Source organism: Nocardia niigatensis NBRC 100131, assembly GCF_000308655.1.
GTDB lineage: Bacteria > Actinomycetota > Actinomycetes > Mycobacteriales > Mycobacteriaceae > Nocardia > Nocardia niigatensis.
Genome location: NZ_BAGC01000113.1, coordinates 36719 through 57308, shown reverse-complemented (window position 1 = coordinate 57308; position 20590 = coordinate 36719). Strand labels below are relative to the sequence as shown.

At 69.8% G+C, this 20590-nt stretch carries 15 protein-coding genes and 1 pseudogene; 1 reads left to right on the top strand and 15 read right to left on the bottom strand.

What is annotated here, in order from left to right:
• The first annotated feature begins 50 nt into the window (after positions 1-50).
• A complete protein-coding gene (ilvD, locus tag ON33_RS35715; RefSeq protein WP_174391601.1) occupies positions 51-1904 on the top strand; it encodes a dihydroxy-acid dehydratase in 1854 nt (617 codons plus the stop codon).
• 7 nt (positions 1905-1911) lie between these two features.
• Here ilvD and ON33_RS35710 read toward each other — a convergent pair whose 3' ends face one another.
• From ON33_RS35710 to ON33_RS35640, 15 genes and pseudogenes are all read right to left on the bottom strand, one after another.
• On the bottom strand, positions 1912-3135 hold the full coding sequence (locus ON33_RS35710; RefSeq protein WP_083869557.1) for an acetyl-CoA acetyltransferase: 1224 nt from the start codon (positions 3133-3135) through the stop codon (positions 1912-1914).
• Positions 3136-3160: 25 nt separating this feature from the next.
• The gene (locus tag ON33_RS35705; protein ID WP_083869556.1) at positions 3161-4885 is read right to left on the bottom strand and encodes a class I adenylate-forming enzyme family protein; all 1725 of its coding nucleotides are present in this window, start codon (positions 4883-4885) and stop codon (positions 3161-3163) included.
• A gap of 48 nt (positions 4886-4933) precedes the next feature.
• Positions 4934-6118, bottom strand: a complete 1185-nt coding sequence (locus ON33_RS35700) for a thiolase family protein (RefSeq protein WP_040863584.1) — start codon at positions 6116-6118, stop codon at positions 4934-4936.
• Complete coding sequence (locus tag ON33_RS40355; RefSeq protein ID WP_157184915.1) at positions 6111-7310, bottom strand: LLM class flavin-dependent oxidoreductase; 1200 nt, start codon at positions 7308-7310, stop codon at positions 6111-6113. Before ON33_RS40355 ends, ON33_RS35700 begins: the two co-directional genes overlap by 8 nt.
• A gap of 14 nt (positions 7311-7324) precedes the next feature.
• A complete protein-coding gene (locus tag ON33_RS35685; RefSeq protein ID WP_040863583.1) occupies positions 7325-8785 on the bottom strand; it encodes a carotenoid oxygenase family protein in 1461 nt (486 codons plus the stop codon).
• Between the two features lie 69 nt (positions 8786-8854).
• Positions 8855-9775, bottom strand: a complete 921-nt coding sequence (locus tag ON33_RS35680) for a winged helix-turn-helix transcriptional regulator (RefSeq protein ID WP_245551135.1) — start codon at positions 9773-9775, stop codon at positions 8855-8857.
• 15 nt (positions 9776-9790) lie between these two features.
• A complete protein-coding gene (locus ON33_RS35675) occupies positions 9791-11749 on the bottom strand; it encodes an MFS transporter (protein ID WP_040863706.1) in 1959 nt (652 codons plus the stop codon).
• Positions 11750-11971: 222 nt separating this feature from the next.
• A pseudogene (locus ON33_RS44195) lies at positions 11972-12190 on the bottom strand (ParB-like protein); the annotation flags it as partial.
• Between the two features lie 284 nt (positions 12191-12474).
• Entirely contained in the window at positions 12475-13977 is a 1503-nt protein-coding gene (locus ON33_RS35670) for a hypothetical protein (protein WP_040863705.1), read from the bottom strand.
• A gap of 172 nt (positions 13978-14149) precedes the next feature.
• Positions 14150-16015: a 3D-(3,5/4)-trihydroxycyclohexane-1,2-dione acylhydrolase (decyclizing) gene (gene iolD / locus ON33_RS35665; protein WP_174391600.1), complete on the bottom strand. Its 1866-nt coding sequence runs from the start codon at positions 16013-16015 to the stop codon at positions 14150-14152.
• Positions 16012-16902: a 5-deoxy-glucuronate isomerase gene (gene iolB, locus ON33_RS35660; RefSeq protein ID WP_040863581.1), complete on the bottom strand. Its 891-nt coding sequence runs from the start codon at positions 16900-16902 to the stop codon at positions 16012-16014. The genes iolD and iolB overlap by 4 nt, the downstream gene beginning before the upstream one ends.
• Entirely contained in the window at positions 16899-17792 is an 894-nt protein-coding gene (locus ON33_RS35655; protein WP_040863580.1) for a Cgl0159 family (beta/alpha)8-fold protein, read from the bottom strand. Before ON33_RS35655 ends, iolB begins: the two co-directional genes overlap by 4 nt.
• The gene (gene iolC / locus ON33_RS35650; RefSeq protein WP_040863579.1) at positions 17783-18721 is read right to left on the bottom strand and encodes a 5-dehydro-2-deoxygluconokinase; all 939 of its coding nucleotides are present in this window, start codon (positions 18719-18721) and stop codon (positions 17783-17785) included. The genes ON33_RS35655 and iolC overlap by 10 nt, the downstream gene beginning before the upstream one ends.
• Positions 18718-19521: an ATP-binding cassette domain-containing protein gene (locus ON33_RS35645; RefSeq protein WP_174391599.1), complete on the bottom strand. Its 804-nt coding sequence runs from the start codon at positions 19519-19521 to the stop codon at positions 18718-18720. Before ON33_RS35645 ends, iolC begins: the two co-directional genes overlap by 4 nt.
• A complete protein-coding gene (locus tag ON33_RS35640; RefSeq protein WP_040863702.1) occupies positions 19518-20570 on the bottom strand; it encodes an ABC transporter permease in 1053 nt (350 codons plus the stop codon). Before ON33_RS35640 ends, ON33_RS35645 begins: the two co-directional genes overlap by 4 nt.
• Between the last annotated feature and the right edge of the window lie 20 nt (positions 20571-20590).

Sequence of the window (20590 nt, the reverse complement as noted above, 5' to 3'; positions counted from 1 at the left end):
AACCACAAGGTTGCAACCACATGGTTGGAGTTTCAGGAGGAGGTGGCGTCGTGCCCGCATTGCGCTCCCGCACGGTCACGCACGGACGGAACATGGCCGGGGCCCGCGCCCTCATGCGGGCCAGCGGCGTCCCCTCGGCCGATATCGGCCGCAAGCCGGTCGTCGCGATCGCCAACAGCTTCACCGAGTTCGTGCCGGGTCACACCCATCTCCAGCCGGTCGGCCGCATGGTGTCCGAGGCGGTGCGCGCGGCGGGCGGCATCGCCCGGGAGTTCAACACCATCGCGGTCGATGACGGCATCGCCATGGGGCACGGCGGCATGCTCTACTCACTGCCGTCGCGGGATCTGATCGCGGATTCGATCGAGTACATGGTCAATGCGCACTGCGCCGACGCGCTGGTGTGCATCTCCAACTGCGACAAGATCACTCCCGGCATGCTCATGGCCGCGCTGCGGCTGAACATCCCGACGGTGTTCGTTTCCGGCGGCCCGATGGAGGGCGGCACCGCGGCGCTGGTCGACGGCACGGTCCGCAGCCGGCTCGACCTCATCGTCACCATGGCCGAGGCGGTCTCCCCTGACGTGTCGGACGCGGATCTGGAGCGCATCGAGGAAAACGCCTGCCCGACCTGCGGTTCGTGCGCGGGAATGTTCACCGCCAACTCCATGAACTGCCTGACCGAGGCGCTGGGCCTGTCGCTGCCCGGCAATGGCACCACGCTGGCCACCCATACCGCCCGGGCTGGGCTGTACCGGGCCGCGGGGCATACGGTGATGGAGCTGGCCCGCCGCTACTACGACGAGGACGACGCCGCGGTGCTGCCCCGGAACATCGCCTCCCGCAATGCCTTCGACAATGCGATGGCCCTGGATCTGGCCATGGGCGGGTCCACCAATACGGTGCTGCATCTGCTGGCGGCCGCGCAGGAGGCCGGGCTGGACTACACGCTCACCGATATCGAGAAGATGTCGTTGCAGGTGCCGTGCCTGTGCAAGGTGGCACCCAACGGCGACTATCTGATCGAGGACGTGCACCGCGCGGGCGGTATCCCGGCGCTGCTGGGCGAGCTGGACCGGGCGGGGCTGCTGCATCGCGACGTGCACGCGGTGCACGCGGATTCGCTCGGCGCGTGGCTGGCGGACTGGGATGTGCGCGGCGGCCGGCCGGCGCCCGCGGCGGTGGAGATGTTCCACGCGGCGCCGGGCGGGAAACGGTCGTCGAGTGCCTTCTCCCAATCCGAGCGCTGGCACACCCTCGACCTGGACGCGGCGGAGGGCTGCATTCGGGATGCGGCCCACGCGCATTCACGGGACGGCGGCCTGGCGGTGCTGCGCGGCAATCTGTCGCCCGACGGTGCGGTGGTGAAGTCCGCCGGCGTGGCCGCGGACATGCACACCTTCACCGGCCCGGCCGTGGTGGTGGAGTCGCAGGAGGACGCGGTCGAGGCGATCCTGTCCGGTCGCATCGAGTCGGGCGATGTGCTCGTCATCCGTTACGAGGGTCCTCGCGGCGGGCCGGGCATGCAGGAAATGCTGTATCCGACGTCGTATCTCAAGGGCCTGGGCCTGGCCCGGGAATGCGCGCTGATCACCGACGGCCGCTTCTCGGGCGGTTCCTCCGGTTGCTCCATCGGCCACATCTCTCCCGAGGCCGCGGCGGGCGGCCCGCTGGCGCTGGTCGAGGACGGCGATTCCATCACCATCGACATCCCGTCGCGAACCCTCACGCTGCACGTGGCCGACGCCGAATTGGCCACGCGCCGCACGGAATTGGAAGCGAACGGCGGCTACCGGCCCCGGCATCGCGACCGTCAGGTGTCACCGGCGCTGAAAACCTATGCACTGCTGGCCACCTCGGCCGACCGCGGGGCCGTGCGCGACACCTCGAAGCTCAACTACTGAGGCCCGATCAGCCGGCGACGGATTCGACGATGAAACTCGCGACGGTGGTGGTGCTGCCGCCGATGTTCACCGTCCCGTACCGGTCGACGCCGGGCAGCTGGCATTCGCCCGCCTGACCGGTGACCTGCTTGTACGCGTCGAGCAGCATGCGCACACCGGTCGCGCCGACCGGATGCCCGATGCCGATGAGCCCACCACTGGGATTGATCGGCAGGCTGCCGGTGCGGCCGATCTCGCCGGATTCCACGGCCTTCCAGCTCTCGCCGGGCGCGGTCAAGCCGAGGTGGTCGATGGCCACGTACTCCGACATGGAGAAGCAGTCGTGGACCTCGACGCCGCCGAGCTGGTGGATGTCGGCGAGGCCGGCGCGCGACAGCGCGTCGAGGACCGCGGTGCGCAGGTGCGGGAAGACGTAGGGTTCGGCGGCGGAGGCCCGGAACTTCGTGGCCAGCGGGAGGCCGACGGTACGGTGGCCCCATCCCGAGATCAGCGCGGTGGCGTCGGCGCGAATGGCGCTGTGCTGCTGCAGGAATCGATCCGAGACGAGAACGACGGCGGCCGCGCCGTCGGTCATCTGGCTGCAGTCCTGGCGGCGCAGCACGCCCGTCACGGGCGGGTTCGCGGTGTCGTCGTCGGTGAAGCTCGCCTCGGTGTAGTCCCAATTCCGGGTCTGGGCACGCGGATTCGAGCGGGCATTGGCAATATTGAGCGCGCTGATGGCGCGCAGGTGGGCGGGGTCGAGCCCGTAGCGGCGGTCGTATTCGGCCGCGATCGCGGCGAACTGGGTCGGCCAGACCAGGTCGGTGTCCTGCGCCTCGTGGCCCGCCCAGGCCGCCGCGCCCATGTAGGCCGCAGCCTGCCCGCCTGGGACGGTCTTCTCCAGTTCCGCGCCGAGCACGAGCGCGCAGTCGTAGCGGCCGGATTCGAGATCGGCCATGGCGGCGAGGGCTGCCATGCTGCCGGACGCGCAGGCGGCTTCGTGCCGGGACGACGGGACGCCCCACAGCTCGGGATGGATGGTGGCGGGCATGCCGCCGAGATGGCCCTGGCCGGTGAACAACTGACCGAAGGCATTGCCGACATGGATCACCCCCACGGCGGTGGCGTCGAGGTGGACGGCGGCGAGGGTCTCGTCCAGGACGGCCCGGATCAGGGCGTCGAATCCGAGGCCGAGGCGATGCCAGTTGACGGCGAAATCGGTCTGGGCGCCGCCCAGAATATGCACGGACACGGGGTCCTCCTGCGATCGAAGGGAATCAGAGCCGGGCGCGTAGTTCACGGCGCAGCAGTTTGCCGACCGGATTGCGCGGGAGCGCGTCGGTGATCTCCAGGCGCTCGGGCAGTTTGAACGAGGCGACCTCGCGAGCCTGCAGGTGCGCGATCAGATCGGGGAGGGCCACGGTGGCGCCGGGTGCGGGAACGACCACGGCACAGCATTTCTCGCCGAGCACCGGGTCCGGGTAGCCGACCACGGCGACGTCGGCGATGGCCGGATGGTCGATGAGCAGGCCCTCGATCTCGGCGGGCGCGATATTCATACCGCCCCGGATGATGATCTCCTTCACCCGGTCGACGAACCGCAGATATCGGCCGCCGTCCCCGCACAGTTCGAAAACGTCACCGCTGCAGAGGAATCCGTCATCGTCGAAGGGCTCGGCGGTGGCGGTGCCGGGCAGGTAGCCGCCGAACACGGCCGGGCCGCGCAGGCGCAATTCGCCCCGCCCGCCGATCTCGGTGACCGTCTCCCCGGTGCGGACATCGACCAGCTTCACCGCCGTCCGGTCCGCCAGCCGGGTGGACCAGCGCACCCCGGCCGAACCGTAATAGGGCAGGTGCTGGGCGCGCAATGTGGGATCGGGAATGTCGGCGGGCGCGCCCAGCAGGCTCACGCCCTCATTGGATCCGAAGAAATTGATCACCTGAATGCCCAGGTCCTCCTGCCAGCGCCGCACCACCGGCGGCGGCAGCGGCGCACCGCCCGAGCCGACGGTGCGCAGCGAGGACAGGTCGGCGCGGGCGCGCAGTTGGTCATTCTGCAACAGCATGGTGAGCAGGGCCGGTGGCATGCTCGTGTGGGTGACCCGGTGCTCGGCGATCTGGCGGAAGAACACCGGCAGATCCAGCGGGTGATGCTGGACCAGATGCCCGCCCGCCAGCAGCCACGGCAGGAACGAGCCCGCGAATCCGGCCATGTTCACCATGGGAAAGGGGTTGAGCACCACCGAATCCGGTGTCATGCCGAGCCCGTCCTGGACGCCGCCCGCTACTGCCAGCCAGTCGCCGTGACAGCGCGGAATGCCCTTGGGCGCGGCCTCGGTGCCACTGGTCCAGCAGATGGTGATGCGATCGTTGACGGTCACCGGGAGCGTCGAGACGTAGTCGCGCACCCGATTGCGGGCGCCCGGGCCGACCGGACCGTCGAGCGCGATCGCCGCCCCCGGAACCCCTGGCCCGAATGCGAATACGGTGCGCTGCGCGCCGGTGACGGCCAGCGCCTCCGTGGCAAGTTCCCGATCTCCCAGCGCCCCCACGGTGATGACGGCGTCGGCGTCGGTCGCGGCCAGGATGCCGGACAGTTCGTGCCGGCGGAAGGACGCCGGCATGGGTGTCGCCACCGCGCCCAACCGCCACAGAGCGAGATAGACGGCGGTCAGGGCGACCGAGTTGGGCAGCTGGATCGCGACGGTGGCGCCCTGGCGAATCCCGTTGTCCAGCAGGACCGCCGCGATATCGGTGACATGATCGTCGAGTTCACGCCAGGTCAACGTACGGGGCCGCGCACCGGTCAGGTCGGCCAGATTGGCCGGATCGGTGATGGCCGGCGCGTCGGGGGCCTCGGTGACGCGGTAGCGGAAGACGTCGGGAATCGTCTCGGGCTGCCACCAGCCGCGTTCGAGGTAGGTGTGCACGGTGTCCGCCGGATGGCAGGCCGCCACCGGATGGGTGGGAGACGTGGTTGCGGAGGAGGATATTTCGACCATCGGAGTTCCCTGGTGGTGAGTTGGTCCGGTGACGGGGCGGGCAGTGGGTCAGCTCAGGCGGCGCAGCACCACGGCCGAGCCGAGCCCGAGTGCCGCGGGGATGGTGACGAGCGCGTGCTCGCCGTCGCGGCGGCGCAGTCCGTCGAGCGCCTGGGCGATGAGGATGCCGCCGGTCGCCCCGAGCGGATGCCCGACCGCGACCGCGCCGCCGGACGGATTCACCCGGGCCGCGTCCAGGCCCAGCTCACGCATGAGCACCAGCGGTGTGACGGCGAAGGATTCGTTCACCTCGATCACGTCGAGTTGTGCGGGCGAGACGCCGGCTCGTTGCAGCGCCACCCGGGCCGCGCTGGTCGGCGCGGTCAGCAGCGGTGAACGAACCGCAGTCTGCGCCGTGCCCACGATCTGCGCTACCGGCGGCCGCCCGAGCATGCGCTCGGCACGCCGATTGCCCAGCACCAGAGCCGAAGCCCCGTCGGCCAATTGCGGCGCGGTCGCGATGGTGTGCAGCCCGCCGAGCGGATGCCGCGCCTGCGGCATGCGCCGGGCCACCCGCTCCCAGGAGGGGTCGGCGCCGAACAGGGTAGGCAGGGCGGCGAAGGCCGACGCGCACGCATCCGGCCGCGCGCCCTCGTCGGCAGCGAGGAGCACGGTGCCGCCCTTGCGGACCGGGATCACCGAATCCGACGAGGCTGCGCCACTGGCCTTCCGATGCGACCGCACCGCGAACGCGTCCAGTTCCGGCCGGGTGATGCCGTATTCGGCCGCGGTCAGATCCGCCGACACCCCGATGGTGACGAAGCCGGTCCGCTCCCCCAGATCCGGGTCCACGGCGATGGCGGGCTGATCGCTCAGCATCGGCACCCTCGACATGGACTCCACACCGCCCGCGACGATCACGTCGGCGTACCCGGCCGCGACCCGTGCGGCGGCGCCCTCCACCGCGTCCAGTCCGGAACAGCACAGCCGCGAAACCACCGCTCCCGGTACGGAATCCGGCCAGCCCGCCCACAGCAGCGAGGCCCGGGCGACATTGCCGCCCTGCTCCCCTACCGCGGTGCTCACCCCCACGAGCACGTCGTCGACCGCTGCCGGCGGACATCCCCGGTCCTCCAGCGCCGCCAGCAACTGCCCGAACAATTCGTACGGCGGGATCTCCGCCAGCGTGCCCCCACCCTTGCGCACCCGCCCTCGCGGCAACCGCACCGCGTCATAGACGAACGCTTCACTCATCGACATGCCTCCGCTGCTCCGCCGAGTCCGGGTCGGACTCGTCCCCGTCAGTCTCCGGCACACCGGGGCCCGAACTCGGACAAATCCCGCTGAGCGCGTCGAGGGTCCGGAAACCGGCCGGGTCGCCGGCCGTCGTCACCGGCACGATGACCACCTCGTCGGCGCCCGCGTCCCCGTACTCGCCGAGGCGGGCGGCCAGGGTGCGGGCATCGCCGAGAATGCCGACGGCCGCGGGCAATTCGTCGGGGACGGCGGCGAGCACCTCGCGCGGATGGACGCCGCTGTGCGCGAGCCGGACCACGTCCCCGAATCCGGCCTCGGTGAACATGGCGTCGTACCCGGGAGCGCGGAGATAACCGACCACGCCCTGCCGGACGGTCGCGTACATGTCCGGGCCGGGATCGGCGGCGGCGATCACCCACACGGAGACCGGTGGCGGTGTCCGGCCCGCCCGCGCCGCGAATTCCCCTATCGCGGTGACACATCGCGCGACCTGGGCCGGGGTGACCAGATTGAGCACCACCCGGTCGGCGCAGCGCGCGGCAACCTGCAGTGCCCGCTCGCCGAACGCCGCCAGCACGAGCTCGCCACCGGCCGGCGGACCGTCGCCGGACCCGTCTTCCGGACCGTGCCCGTTCGAGGACACCCGCCCGTTCAGGGATCCCACACCGGGCCAACCGATTTCGGGGACCGTGTCCGATCCGTGGACACTGCGGGCCGGGGCCGGACGCAGGGCGGGCAGGCGGAGACGGAACCCTCGCATACGTTCGATCAGGCCGTCGTACTCGACCTTCTCACCGGCCAGCAGGGCCCGGACGATACGGGTCGTTTCCTCCAGATGCCGTGCGGTGCGGTGCCTTCGGCGGCCGTGCCAGTCCCGGACCACCACCGTGCTTGAGGTGCCGAGGGCGACGTCGACCGGGCGGCCGGTGAGGGCGGCCACGGTGGCCGTCCCCATGGCGATGGTCGCCGGGGTGCGGACGCCGACGGCCAGCGGGCCCAGGCACAGCGGAATCCGGCCCGGGCCCCGGCCGATGGCGGTCGCCAGGGCGAAGGCGTCGAAGGTCGCCATCTCGCCGATCCAGAGACGGTGGAAGCCGAGCCGGTCGGCGGCCTCCGCCACCAGCAGGGCGTCGAGAGGTTCGCGATCCTGCCAGTACGGGAGGCTGACGCTCAGATGCGGAAGGGGCACGCGGGCAACCTTTTTCAGGATAGGGGGCGGGCGGCGGCACGCATCCGGTCACCGCTGACCCAGGTGGCGTGAAATCCGAGCGGGACGCGAACGGGCAGGCCGAGGCGGCACACGGGGCCGGCGGTGAGGTCCGCGGCATCGTAGATCCACACCTCGCCGAGTCCGGTGTGGTTGTTGTGGGCGAACATGGTCAGCCAGGCGTCGTCCTCGGCGGTGCCGCCGGGGCGCGGGACCACGGTGAGCTCGCTGCCGTAGATGCCGTCGCCGAAGGGCGCGGTCTGCTTCGCGCCGGTGCGATAGTCGTATTTGATGACGGCGTCGAAGATCAGGGTGCGGTCGACCGACAGCCGCATCTGATACGAGTAGCGGCCCGGGCGGCCGGTGCTGCCCTGGTCGATGGCGGGGAACTCGGTGTTGACGTCGTCCATGGCCTCCTCGGTGGTGGCGCCCGTGCGGAGGTTGAAGCGGTACCTGTGCAGCTTGGCCTCCGGCCGCAGGTAGGCCAGCAACTGAGCCAGGGGGTGGGCGCGGTCGGACACCGGGCTCGGTTCCGAGACCCGGCAAACCACCAGGACGATCTCCTCGCCTTCCTCCCACGAGTTGACGGTGTGGTAGATGTAGCCGGATTCGGCCTCGAACCACTTCGCCTGCGCCCCTTCGCCGTACCGCGGCAGCACCGCGAACCGGCTGGGGAGCGTGCGGTCGAAGAAGATCTTGAAACGGCCGGCCGCAGCCGCGCGCGGATCGTTGTAGAGCGGCAGATCCATGAGGATCGAATGGTTCTCGGTGATCGCCATATCGTGTGGCAGGCGCGGCCCGGGCAGTTCCAGCCCGGTGAAATGGGTGACCGTGCCGTCCGGATCCGCCACCCCGTAGCGCAGGTACGGCGAGTGGATGCCGTAATCGAAGAAGAGCAGTTCCTCGGTGCGCTCGTCGACCTTGGCGTGCGCGGACACCTCGCCGCGCAGGGTGCCGTGGAAGGTGTCGACGCCGCGGGTCTCCAGGCTGATCGGGTCGAGCGCGTAGGGCTTGCCCGCCCGGTACCACAGGGCCAGCAGATTGCCGTGGTGGTAGATGACGTCGGTATTGGCCGAATTGCGTTCGCGACGATCGCCGGGCGGATTGTGGTCCCAGGGTTCGATGACGCCGCGCCACAGCGCGGTGCCCGCCGCGCGCTCGGCGTCGAACTCGCCTGTGCGGATGAAGCGATTGCGGTAGGTGGCCCGGCCGTCCTCGAAGTGGACCGCGTGCAGCATGCCGTCACCGTCGAACCAGTGGTAGCGGCCGAGCGGGGCGAACTGCGGATTGGGGCCGTTGCGCACGTAGACGCCGTCGAGGTCGGCGGGCAGTTCCCCGTGCAGCACAGTCAGATTCGTGGCCGTGGTCTCCTGCGCGCAGGGCGCGTACGGACCTTCCAGGTACGGGTTGGTGAGCGCCTCGGCGGCGGGCGCGATGAGTTCTTCGTTGAGCGGCATGCGAAGCCTCCAGCAACCGGGCATCGACGCCCGGCGAGATTCACTACAGTTAATGAAGTGATACGCGTCTCAGTGGAGACTGTCAAGAGCCGGGCGCCAGGCCGGCGGCTCGAAACGCACGTCGCGCCGGCCGAGTACGGCCGCGCAGCCCCGGCAGCGCAGCGCCGGATCCAGCACCGCGCCGCACTCCTTGTGCCGGATGCGCAGACCGGGCTCCGGGGTCTCCGGATGCGCGCGCTGCGACCAGGCCAGCAGGAACGCGAAAACCCCGAACAGCGCCCGCCCGCGCGGGGTCAGCCGATAGTCGCGCCCGCCCGCCTCGGGCCGCAGCAGGATGCCCGCGTCCACCAGGCGGGACAGCCGCTCGGTGAGGGTCGTCGGCGACATGTCCAGTGCCGCACGGAAATCCGAGAACCGCCGCACCCCGGCCAGGGCCAGCCCGGTGACGGCCGCGCTCCACCGGTCGCCGATGGCCTCCATGATCTCGTCGAATCGCGCGTCGACGCGGGCGAGTCCGGCCGACCGCGCCGAGCGCCGGCGGCCGGAGGTGAGCTGCCACAGCGCATCCCGATCCAGTTCCACCTCGGTGTCGTGGGCGGAGACGTCGCGTCCGCAGCTCCGGCACATGACGACCGGCGGACCGCGATGCCCGCACTCGGTGTGCGTGAACTCCGGCAGCAGTGCCCATTCCGACGTCCACTCCCGTTGCCAGGCCCAGACGCAGACCAGGATCTCCCAGGTCGCCAAACCGAGGCCGGTGAGCCGGTATTCGTAGCGGTCCGCCGATCCGGGCCGCGGCGTGCGCGCCAGGACCCCGGCATCGACGAGCGCCGCCAGCCGGGCGGTGAGCACGGCGGGCGGCGCTGCGGTGCGATCGGCCCACTGGGTGAACCGGCGGGCGCGGTCGACGAAGGCGTGCCGCAGGATCGTCAGCGTCAGTCGATCGCCGAGCAGATCGAAGGTCGCGGCTACGGAGTTCGGCGACGTCACTTCAATAACTGTACTTTATGGCTGTTCCGCCAGTTCTTCCAGCTCGCGCCGGACGGCCTGATCGTGCTGGGCCGCCTCCTCCGCAGCCTTCTTCGGGCTCCAGTGCCCGGACATGAGGAATACGAACGGCAGGAACACCACCTGTGCGATCAGGCAGATCCACCACCAGCGCTTCCACTGCTTGGCCGAATCCGCCTGGGCCTGCTGCACATCCTTGCCGTGCGCGGACAGGTACGCGAGGTCGTCGGCCGGTATCGCGCTCACCGCTTTGAGCTGCGCGCTCGCCGCCGCGAGTTGCGGACCGACCTGGGAGACCACGGCCAGCTGGTCGACCGGTACCTTCTCGGCGGCCGCGATCCGGGCGGCGGCCTGATCCGGCGGAATATTGAACTTCTTCGCGACCTGCCCGACGGCGGTGGCCGCGGCCTGCTGGTCGTTGGGGTTCGTCATCAGCTTGACCAGCAGCTGCGTATCGATCGCTTGCAGGGTGGCCAGTTCGTCCGGGTATTCGGCGTTCACGGACAGCGCGGTCTGCACATCCGAGGCCGCGGCTCCGGTCAGCTTGACCAGCGCGTTCACCTGTGCCGCTTGATCGTTCGGATTCTTGCCCAGCGCGGTCAGCGTGTCCTCGCCGACCTTCTGGATGGTGGCGATCTCGTCGCGATACTTGGTCGAAATCGTCTGCAATCGTGGACCGTAGTTCACCAGCGTGCCCGCCGCGGTCACCACCACCAGCAAGCCGAAGAGCACCAGGGTGACGACCGTGCGCAGCAGGCCACCCCACACCGCCAGTCCCACTGCCGTGGCCGCGGGATTTCGCTTCTCCACGGTCTCGGTGAAACCGGCCATCCAGGTGGAGTAGACGATGCCGCTGCCCAGGGCGATCAGGGTCAGCACCGCCGCGAAGGTGTAGTAGTCGGTGCCGGGTTTGTCGGTGTACCCCAGGAAGGTGAAGATACCCACGATGCTGACGAGCGCGCCGAAGATCATGAACGGTTTTCGCACCTTCAGCCGGTCGGACACGATGCCGGTGGCCACCAAGGCGATCGCGCTCGCGATCCAGTACCAGTTGCCGAGCCCGTTGGCCTGCGCGGAGCTGAACCCGAAGTTGGTCGCCATGTACACCGCAAGGAACGAGATGATGGTGTAGAAGAACGACAGGAACACCGAGATCGCGAAGGCCGAGCCCACGACCTCGATGTGCATCATCTGCCGCCACTGATGCCGTTCCAGCCCACTCACGTCCAAGCCGCGCGCTCGTGCCTCGATGAGCGCGCGGTCGCGTAGCGACACCATGATCTGATCGCGCAGCGCCGGGCTGAGTTCACGCAGCCCTACCAGCGCCAGCACCGCGATCACCACGCTGATCACGCCGCACAGCCGGTAGGCGTACTGCCAGTCGGGGTGGGCGTCGAGGGTGTGGTTGGCGATCTCAGTGGTCAGGAGCGCGCCCAGTACCGGGCCGAGCGTCCAGAATCCCATGGCCGAGGCACGGTCCAGCTGCGGCGAGAAGTCGCGCACCAATGCGGGAGTCGCGACCAGCACCGCGCCTTCCACAATGCTGACCAGGCTGTAGGTGATCAGATACTCCACTTTGGTGGTGCAGGCAGGCACCGCGAAGAGCGTGAGCAACGAACAGATCGCCATCCCGTAGGCGACGATGTTGGCTCGCCCCCACCGGTCCAGCAGGCCGGTCACCACCGAGGCCACCGCGCCGAACGCGGCTCCCACGATGAAGATGCCGACGAAATACCGGAAGGTCAGATGGAAGTAGGCGATCAGCTGATTGCCCACCGCACCCGCCACGATCTGCTGGTAGTAGAGGGAGACCGAGGTGATCACCACGACGAACAGATACCAGGCACGAGCGGGCGTGTCCGGATAGTGCGGCAATTTGCGCTGCCACAGGCCGGTCACCAGCGTCGGCGGGGGGAATTCCGCGGCCGGGGTGACCGCGGTCGGAGTGCTACTCATGTTCGAGACGCCTTTCTCTCCACGGCGTTTCGCGCAGTCGAAATGCCCTTCGCGACGCAGCACGAGCGGCCGGGTGAAAACAGGGTAGCTGTCAGGAGTGACTTGAATCACGGTTACCGATGCAGCAAACAAGATCGGGGAGCTCTCGGCGCGGTGTCCGGACGATTTCGGCGCCGGCAACTCCCCGATCGAGCCGTTCGACGTGGGGTCAGCGACCGACATGAGGCAGCGGTACTTGTCGTCGGCGAAGTTCGCCAGGCTCACCGACTTCGGGAGCTGGTGCTCCTTGATCGGGTTGCCGTTGACGTCGCGCGGCCAGACCCAGTCGTTCTGCCGCATGCTGTCGCAGAACCTTCCACGCGGCAGGGCGCTCAGATTGCTGAGCATGCGCAGGGGACCGGGGTCGGCGCTGCCGTCGGGGGTCTCGTGGGACGAGGTCAGGGTGTGGTGGCGGGCGGTCGGCCCACGCGTCGGCGACGCCCCATAGATCGACGACGGTGCGCCCGTCCACGATCACGGCGACCCGCGTTCTGCCCGTCGGCGAAGCTCGCTTCGAAGACCTCGCGCACTGCACGGAAGGCGGGATCGACCTACCGTTCACGAATCCGCTCATGACCGAATTTTGAACACGTTCCAGTCCTTGACGGCTGGTGCTCCGCACGCGAAAAGGCTCCGCCGGATACCTCGTGGGGATACCCGGCGGAGAGAAGCGAGGAGCGCGACGCCTATTCGTCGACGCTGCGGAAATACAGGATGTTCGAGCCGTACGACGCGAGCGGTCCGGCCTCGGCGGCCTGACGGATGCCGCTGCCGGGCAGGCAGGTGAGCTTGGTGAACATGGTGGTGTTGCCGAAGGCCGAACGGACCTGGGTTTCGGAGGCGTAGTCCGCGCCGTAGTCGGACAGCGCCTTGAAATCCAAGGGGGCCAGCGGCTTTTCGAGCGGCGTCTGGGCGGCCGGGAGCCCGAGAGCGGCGTACTGGGTGGCCGCGCCGCCCTCGTACCAGCACAGTTCGTAGGACATCTGCTCGGTCGTGGTCACGCTGACCACCGGCCATTCCCGGGACAGTCGCAGCGCCAGCGGATGCCGGCCGACGGGGGCCACCTCCCAGTTGAGGCTCTTCACCGAGACCCAGTGCTCGGACGCCTTCTCGATCAGGATCACGTCCTCGCCGAGGCGCTCGGCGCGGTTGGGTTCGGGTTCAGGTGTGCTCCAGTGCTTTTCGTCGACCCCGAGATAGGCCGAACTGGGCACGGGCTGCGCGCCGTCGGCGGTGTACGCGGCGAGAATGGCCGCGCGGATCAGCGTCACCGCATTGCGCGAGGAGCAGCGCACGCTCAGCGCGCCGAAGGAGGTGCTGATTTCCACCGGCTTGGAGGGCTGGTCCGGCAGCGCGCCCGCGGCGAGCGGTTTGAGGCCGACCAGCGCCAGCTGCCAGTTGATCTCCTCGATGGTCGCGAGGTCACCGGCCGTCTGATAGAGAATCTGCTGCTGGGTCAGGTAACCCGCGCGTTCGAGGGTGGCGCATTCGAGTTTGCGCAGGGCCGTGACGGTCTTGCTGGTGAATCCGATGTCCTCGACCCGGATCTCGCGCAGCCGCTGCGTCATGGCCGAGCTGGTGACGCCCGCGTAGCACTCGCGGTACATGGCCAGCGCCTGCTTGCGCTGGCGGCCAACCATGAGGGTGCGCAGCAGCGTGTTCAGCGAGGCGAGGTAGCGGTTGGCCTGATCCGGGTCGGCGGCGAAGAGCCCGGCGCGGATGCGCACCGCGTCCTCCCCCGCGGCGACCGCGGCCTTGGGGTCCAGCCGGCACAGCCACACGCTGCACTTGGACAGCGCGTCCGCCGACGCGCCCGCCGCCAGCGGATAGTTCTGCGCCACATGCCGATACGCCTGGCAGGCATTGCGAATGGTGGAGGTGGCCAGCTCCCGGTGCCCGATGGTGCGGGCGGCCTGCTCGAACAGCCGCAGCGCCTCGGTCACCTCGGCGGCGAAGGGCGCGGTGACGTGGCCGGCGGTGAGCCAGCGCAGCCGGATGAGCACCGCCTCCTGCGCGGGCTCCAGGGCCGAGGCCGACCGATCCCGCTGTTCCGGGTCGTTCTTGGTGGCCATGAGCGCGCGGGCCAGCTCACACAGCGAGGTGGCCAGGGCCAGTTCGGTTTCGGGCGTGCGGTCGCGCGCGGCCCCGCGATCCGCGGCCACCTGCCGCTCGATGGCGCTGAGATCCATTGCGACCTTCAAACTCCCGTACCCCGTGCACACCGCGTGCGGTTCGATCGACACCGCCGGTCGCCCATCGGCCGACGCGTATTCGCGCCGAGTCTGCCATAGATTCGGCGCGCGGGTCACCCCTCCGGCGGTATGCCCCGATTTACCCTGACCCGCCACCGGGGGCGCCGGATTACGCGGGATGCGTGTAGCGCAGCTGACCCGGTTTCACCCGGTCGAATTCGGCGCGGCCCGAGAGATGCGGCGGCACACCGACTTCCCACCAGGCCCCGGCCTCGGTCCAGGTCGACGGCCGGGTGCGGACCACCACGACGGCGGGCCGCCGCTCGCTCCGGGCGGCATCGCGGGCGCTCGCGTACGCCGCACGGAAGTCGCCGAGTTCGCTCGCGGTGAACACCGCACAACCCAGCGCCCGCGCGTGGGCGGCGAAGTCGACCCGGGGCGGAGTGGCGTGGGTGGTGCGGCAATCGGCGTAGAAGTTGTTGAAAGGCTCGGCCCCTTGTCCCTCCTGCAGTCGCGCGATGACCGCGTATCCGTCGTTGTCGCACACCACCGCGACCAGCGGGTGCCCGGCGAAGGCGGCGGAGTAGAGCTCGGAGTTGAGCATCAGGTAGGAGCCGTCCCCGAGCAGCGTGGTGACCAGGCCCTCCGATGCGGCGCCGCCGGACTGCGCCCGGGCCAGCGCCGCGCCCCAGGCGCCGGCCAGCTCGTATCCCATGCAGGAGAAGCCGTATTCGACGTCCATGGTCGGCACGCCCCCGGCCGCGCGCCAGCCGCCCACCAGCTCACCGGGCAGCCCGCCGGATGCTGTCATGACGTAGTCGGCGGCATCGCTGAGCTCGTTCACGGCGCCGACGATCTGCGCGTAGCTGGGTGTCCCCGGCGTCGGCGCGCGGAGTTTGTCGATGTGCGCGTCCCAGTCCGCGCGGACCGCGGCCGCCCGGGCCGTCCAATCCGGGTCGGCAAGCCACTGGGCCAGTTCGGGTTCCAGGTCTCGCAACGCCGCATCGGCGTCGCCGACCACCGCAAGCGCGCCGTGCTTCACAGCGTCGAAGCGGGCGGTATTGATATGGACCAGACGGACTTCCGGCGCGAAGACCGTCCAGGACGCGGTGGTGAAGTCCTGCAGGCGGGTGCCGACCGCCAGCACCACATCCGCGGCCGCGGCGAGGGTATTGGCCGACGCCGCGCCGGTGATGCCCAGCGGTCCCGCGTACAACGGATGCTCGTGCGGGACCAGCGTGCGCCCCGCGGTGGTCTCTGTCACCGGAATCCCGTGGTGCTCAGCGAATTCCAGCGCCTGCCCGCCCGCCCCGGAAAACCGGACGCCACCACCGAGGACGAGCAGGGGACGTTGCGCGGCGCGCAGGACGCGGGCGGCCTCGGTGACACCGCGCCGATCCGGCCGCGGGCGCGGTACACGATGCACGACCGGTTCGAACAGCGCATCGGGAAAGTCGCAGGTCTCGGCCTGGACGTCCTGCGGCAGAGCCAGCACCACGGGCCCGGCCTCGGCCGGGTCGGTGAGGATCCGCGCCACCTGCGGCAGCGTCGCCAGCAGCTGCTCGGGCCGGGTGATCCGGTCGAAATAGCGGCTCACCGCCCGGAATGCGTCGTTGACCGTGACGGTCGGGTCGCCGAAGTGCTCGACCTGCTGCAGTACCGGATCGGGCGCGCGGCTGACGAACGTGTCGCCGGGCAGCAGGAGCACGGGCAGCCGATTCGCGTGTGCCACACCGGCGGCGGTCACCATGTTCAGCGCGCCCGGCCCGATCGAGGAGGTGGCGATGCCGACCTGCCGCCGCTGCGTGGCCTTGGCCAGCCCGACGGCCGCCAGCGCCATGCCCTCCTCGGTGTGCCCGCGCCACAGCGGCAGCGCGTCCCGATGCTCGGCGAGCGCGGTGCCGAGGCCCAGCACATTGCCGTGCCCGAAGATGCCGAAAGCCGCGGGGAACAGCGGGACTTCGCCGCCCTCGAGGGTTTCCGAGCGCTGCGCGACCAGCCAGGTCACCAGGGCCTGCGCGGTGGTGAGCATCATGCGAGCCGTCCTTCGTGGGAGGTGACCGGGCACCGCGGATCCGCCGCCTCGCTCGCCCATCCCGCCCGCACCCAGGCGTGCGCGGGGTCGTCGCAGAAGGCCATGGAACGCTCGGGCGCGGGTCCGGCCAGCACGTTCAGGTAGTACATGGGATACCCGGGCGCGGCGATGCACGGACCGTGATAGCCGTGCGGCACCAGGAACACATCCCCGTCCCGGACCGCCACGTTCTCGTCCAGGGATCCGTCGAGGGTGTAGGTGCGGTGCATGCCGAAACCCTCGGGGCCCGGGGTGATTCCGTCGCGTCCGGCGATGCGGAAGTAGTAGATCTCCTCGTTGACGACCTCACATTCGGAGGCCTCGTCGTGCTTGTGCGGCGGATACGAGGACCAGTTCCCGTCGGGGGTGAGGAGTTCGCACGCGTTCAGCTTGTCGGCGTGCTGCCAGGCTCCCGGCGTCCCGAAGTTGGTGACCTGCCGCGTCGCTCGTCCCGCCCCGCGCACCTCAACCGGAACCTGCTCGGCCGGACCATATTTCGGCGTCAGGCGGTTTCCGCACCGCGCCATCGGCAGCGCGACCTCGATGCCCGCCACCGTCGACAGCTCCACTTCCGCATCGCGTGGCACATAGGCGAAGTCGGTGACCCGGCTGAAAACCGAAGCCCGCCCGGCAAGTTCGAACACCAGCCCATCGACCCGCACGGCGCAGGACCCGGCCAGCGGCAGCACGAACGCCTCGAATTCACCCGTGCGCACCACCCGCCGCTCCCCCGCCGACAGCCGCAGCACCCGCAACCCGGTATAGGTCCAGCCCGCGTCCTCGGGGGTCAGCAGTACGGGATCGGTCGAGTCGGCCAGCACACCTGCCGGGCGATGCAGATGCTTCATCGCGCCGCCTCCAGCACCTGGGCGGCCGCGTGCACCGCGCCGGCCACATTCCCGTCGGGCGGGTAGAGCAGGCTGCGGCCCACCACCAGGCCGCGCGCGACATCGTGGCGCAGGGCCGAACCCCAGGAGGCCAGATCGGATTCCGGATCACCGGAGGGCGCGCCGCCGAGGACGACGACCGGCAGGGTGGTGGCGTCGAGAACCGAGACATCCTCGGGGGCAGGGATTTTCAGCCAGGTGTAGGCGGAGGTGACACCCAGTCCCGAGGCGACCGTGATGGCGCGTTGCAGCGCGGCGGCGTCCTTGTGCATGGTGAGCGTGCCGGAGGCGTCGCGGGCGTAGGGCAGCGGTTCGACCATGGCCATCAGCCCGTGCTCGGCCAGTTCGGAGACCGCGCGGGCGCAAGCTTCCAAGGTCGGTATGGTGCCTGGATCCGAATCGACCAGGCGCAGTAGCATTTTCCCGCCGTCGAGGCGGAACTTCACCAGGGATTCGGCGTCGTACCCGGTGAAACGGTCGTCTATCTCCCAGTCGGCGCCGGCCAGGCCGCCGCGGTTCATGGAGCCGATGACGATCTTCTCGTGCACCGCATCCAGCAGGAGCAGTTCCTCCACGATGTCGGGCGAGCCGAGCACGCCGTCGACGGCCGGGTTGTCCAGCGCGATGAGCAGCCGTTCCAGCAGGGTGCGCCGATCGGCCATGGCGGTGCGATCCGCGCCGACGCCGAGCGCGCCGCGGGCCGGGTGATCGGCCGCCACCAGGAACAGGGTTCCCCGGTCCGACAGCAGATTCGGGCGGCGACGCCGGTCGGCGTACGCGCGCCGGACGGCCTCGGGATCCGTGGCGCGGGTTTGGAGCAGTTCGTCCCAGCGCGCATCGGTCAGGTGCATAGCATCTCCTCGATCTCGGCATCGGTCGGCATGGCGTCGGCGCAGGCCAGCCGGGACGCCACCAGCGCGCCGGCGGCATTGGCGTAGGCGGCCAGGCGATGCGGCGACCACCCGGACAACAGCCCGTGAATGAGCGCGCCGCCGAATCCGTCGCCCGCGCCCAGCCCGCACCGCACCTCCACCCGGCACGGCGGCACCGTCCAGCGCTCGGCGGCGGTGGCGATGAGCACCCCCTCCGCACCGCGTTTGACCACGGCCAGCCGGACCCCGCGGGCCAGCAGCCGATCCGCGGCGAGGTCGGGATCGGCGGTGCCGACCGCCACCTCCACCTCGGTTCGATTGCCCACCACCACATTCACGTGATCGACCATCCAGCCGATCTCGGCGCGCGCGGTCGCCGCGTCGGGCCAGAACATGGGCCGGTAGTCCAGATCCAGCACGGTGTGCCCGCGCCGGGCCCGGCGGGCCAGGATCGCCCGCTGGGTGGTGCGGCCGGGCTCGGCGCTCACCCCGGTCCCGGTCACCCACAGCAGCGGCACGGAATCGACGACTTCCCAAGGGATCTCGCCCTCCGTGAGCGTGAGGTCCGGTGCGATCGGCGCGCGGTAGAACAGCAGCGGCGGGTCGGCGGGCGGATTCAGTTCGCAGAACACCACCGGCGTCTGCAATCCCGGCGCCGTCCCCACATACCGGGGCGATACCCCGAAACCGGCCAGGGCATTCCGCACGAAATCCCCGAACCCGTCCGGCCCTACCTTCGTCAGCACCGCGGTGCGACGGCCCAGCCGCGCCGCCGCCACCGCCACATTGGTGGCCGTGCCGCCGAGGAATTTCGCGAAGGTCGACACCTCGGCGAGCGGCACCCCGCTCTGCTGCGGATAGAGGTCGACGCCGACCCGGCCGATCGTCAGCACCTCCAGCTCGGTCACGACTCCACCCGCTCCAATTCGTGTTGCAGTGCCTCGAGTTCCGCGCCGCCCGCCATCTGCCGGGTCAGCTCGGTGAGGTCGATCTCGGACTTCTCGTAGCTGCCGAGCACCGACCCGCGCTCGAGCAGCAGGAAGCGGTCACCGACCGGGTAGGCGTGATGCGGATTGTGGGTGATCAGCACAACGCCCAGCCCGCGATCCCGGGCCTGTACGACATACCGCAGCACCACGCCGGCCTGTTTCACGCCCAGCGCCGCGGTCGGTTCGTCGAGGATCAGCACCTTGGCCCCGTAGTGCACGGCACGGGCGATCGCCACGCACTGGCGCTGACCGCCGGAGAGCGTGCCCACCGGCTGTTCCAGATCGGGAATGTCGATCCCCATGTCCGCCAGCCCTTTCCGGGCGATGTCCTGCGCTTGCCTGCGGTCCAGCAGTTCGAGTGGGCCGAAGCGTTTGACGGGCTCGGAACCGAGCACGAAGTTGCGCCACACGCTCATCAGCGGCACCACTGCCAGATCCTGGTACACCGTGGCGATACCGAGGTCCAGCGTCGCACGCGGTGAGGACAACCGTGTCGGCTCGCCCTCGATACGCAGCTCTCCGCTGTCGTGCTGGTGCACGCCGGCCAGGATCTTGATCAGGGTCGACTTGCCCGCGCCATTGTCGCCCAGCACGCAGGTGACCTCACCGGCTCTCACCGCCGTCGACACGTCGCGCAGCGCCACCACGCCGCCGTAACTCTTTCCGATGCCGATCGTTTCGATGAGCGGCACCGCGCTGTCGTTGTCCGTCGCGGTCATCGGCGTACCCTTTCCGCCCGCTTCTTGAATGCGTTGTTGACCAGCACGGCCGAGAACAGCAGCACGCCGAGGAACAGCATGAACCAGTCGCTGTTCCAGCCCGCCAGCACGATGCCCTGCCGCGCCATGCCGAAGATGAGCGCCCCGATGGCCGCGCCGACCACCGAACCGAACCCGCCGGTCAGCAGGCAACCGCCGATCACCGCGGCGATGATGTACTGGAACTCCAGTCCCACACCCTGATTGGCCTGCACGCCGGCGAACCGCATCAGATTGCACGCGCCCACGATCCACCCGGCGAACGCGGTGGTCATGAACAGCAGGATCTTGGTGCGGGTGGCCGGCACGCCCACCGCGCGGGCGGTGGGCAGCGAGCCGCCGACCGCGAAGATCCAGTTGCCGAACCGCGTCCGCGCCAGCACCAGCGCCGCGACGGCGGTGACCACGATCCACCACACCACCGACGCCTGGATACCGGCATTGCCGATCTTGGTGGTGGCGGCGAAAACCCAACCGGCGGACTGATATCCGTCCGCGCCGCGCACCCCGGACACCTGCACGGTGCCGGTGGCCCAGCGCGTCACCCCGAGGTTGAGGCCCTGCAACGCCAGGAACGTGCCCAGGGTGACGATGAAACTGGGCAGCCCGGTGCGCATCACCACCCAGCCGTTGAGCGCACCCACCGCGAGCGCGAACGCCAGCGAAACCACCAGCGCGAACCACACATTCCAGCCCGCGTGCACCGCCAGCAGCGCGGTGATGAGCGCCGTGGAGGCGGTCATCACGCCGGTGGACAGATCGAACTCGCCGCCGATCATGAGCAGGGCCACCGCCACCGCCATGATGCCGAGCGTGGAGGCGTCGTCCAGCCAGGTCGAGATGCCCAGTGGCTGCAGGAATTTCGCGGTGACCAGGCTGAAGAACACGAAGACCACCACCGCGCCCAGCAGCGCGCCCGCCCCGGGTCGGGTCACCAGCCGGTTCGGAATGGCCGACCGGTCCGGCGGCGCGGCCACGGGGACCTCGGATGTCGTTGTCGTAGTAGTCATTTCCACGTCTCCCGGCCCGT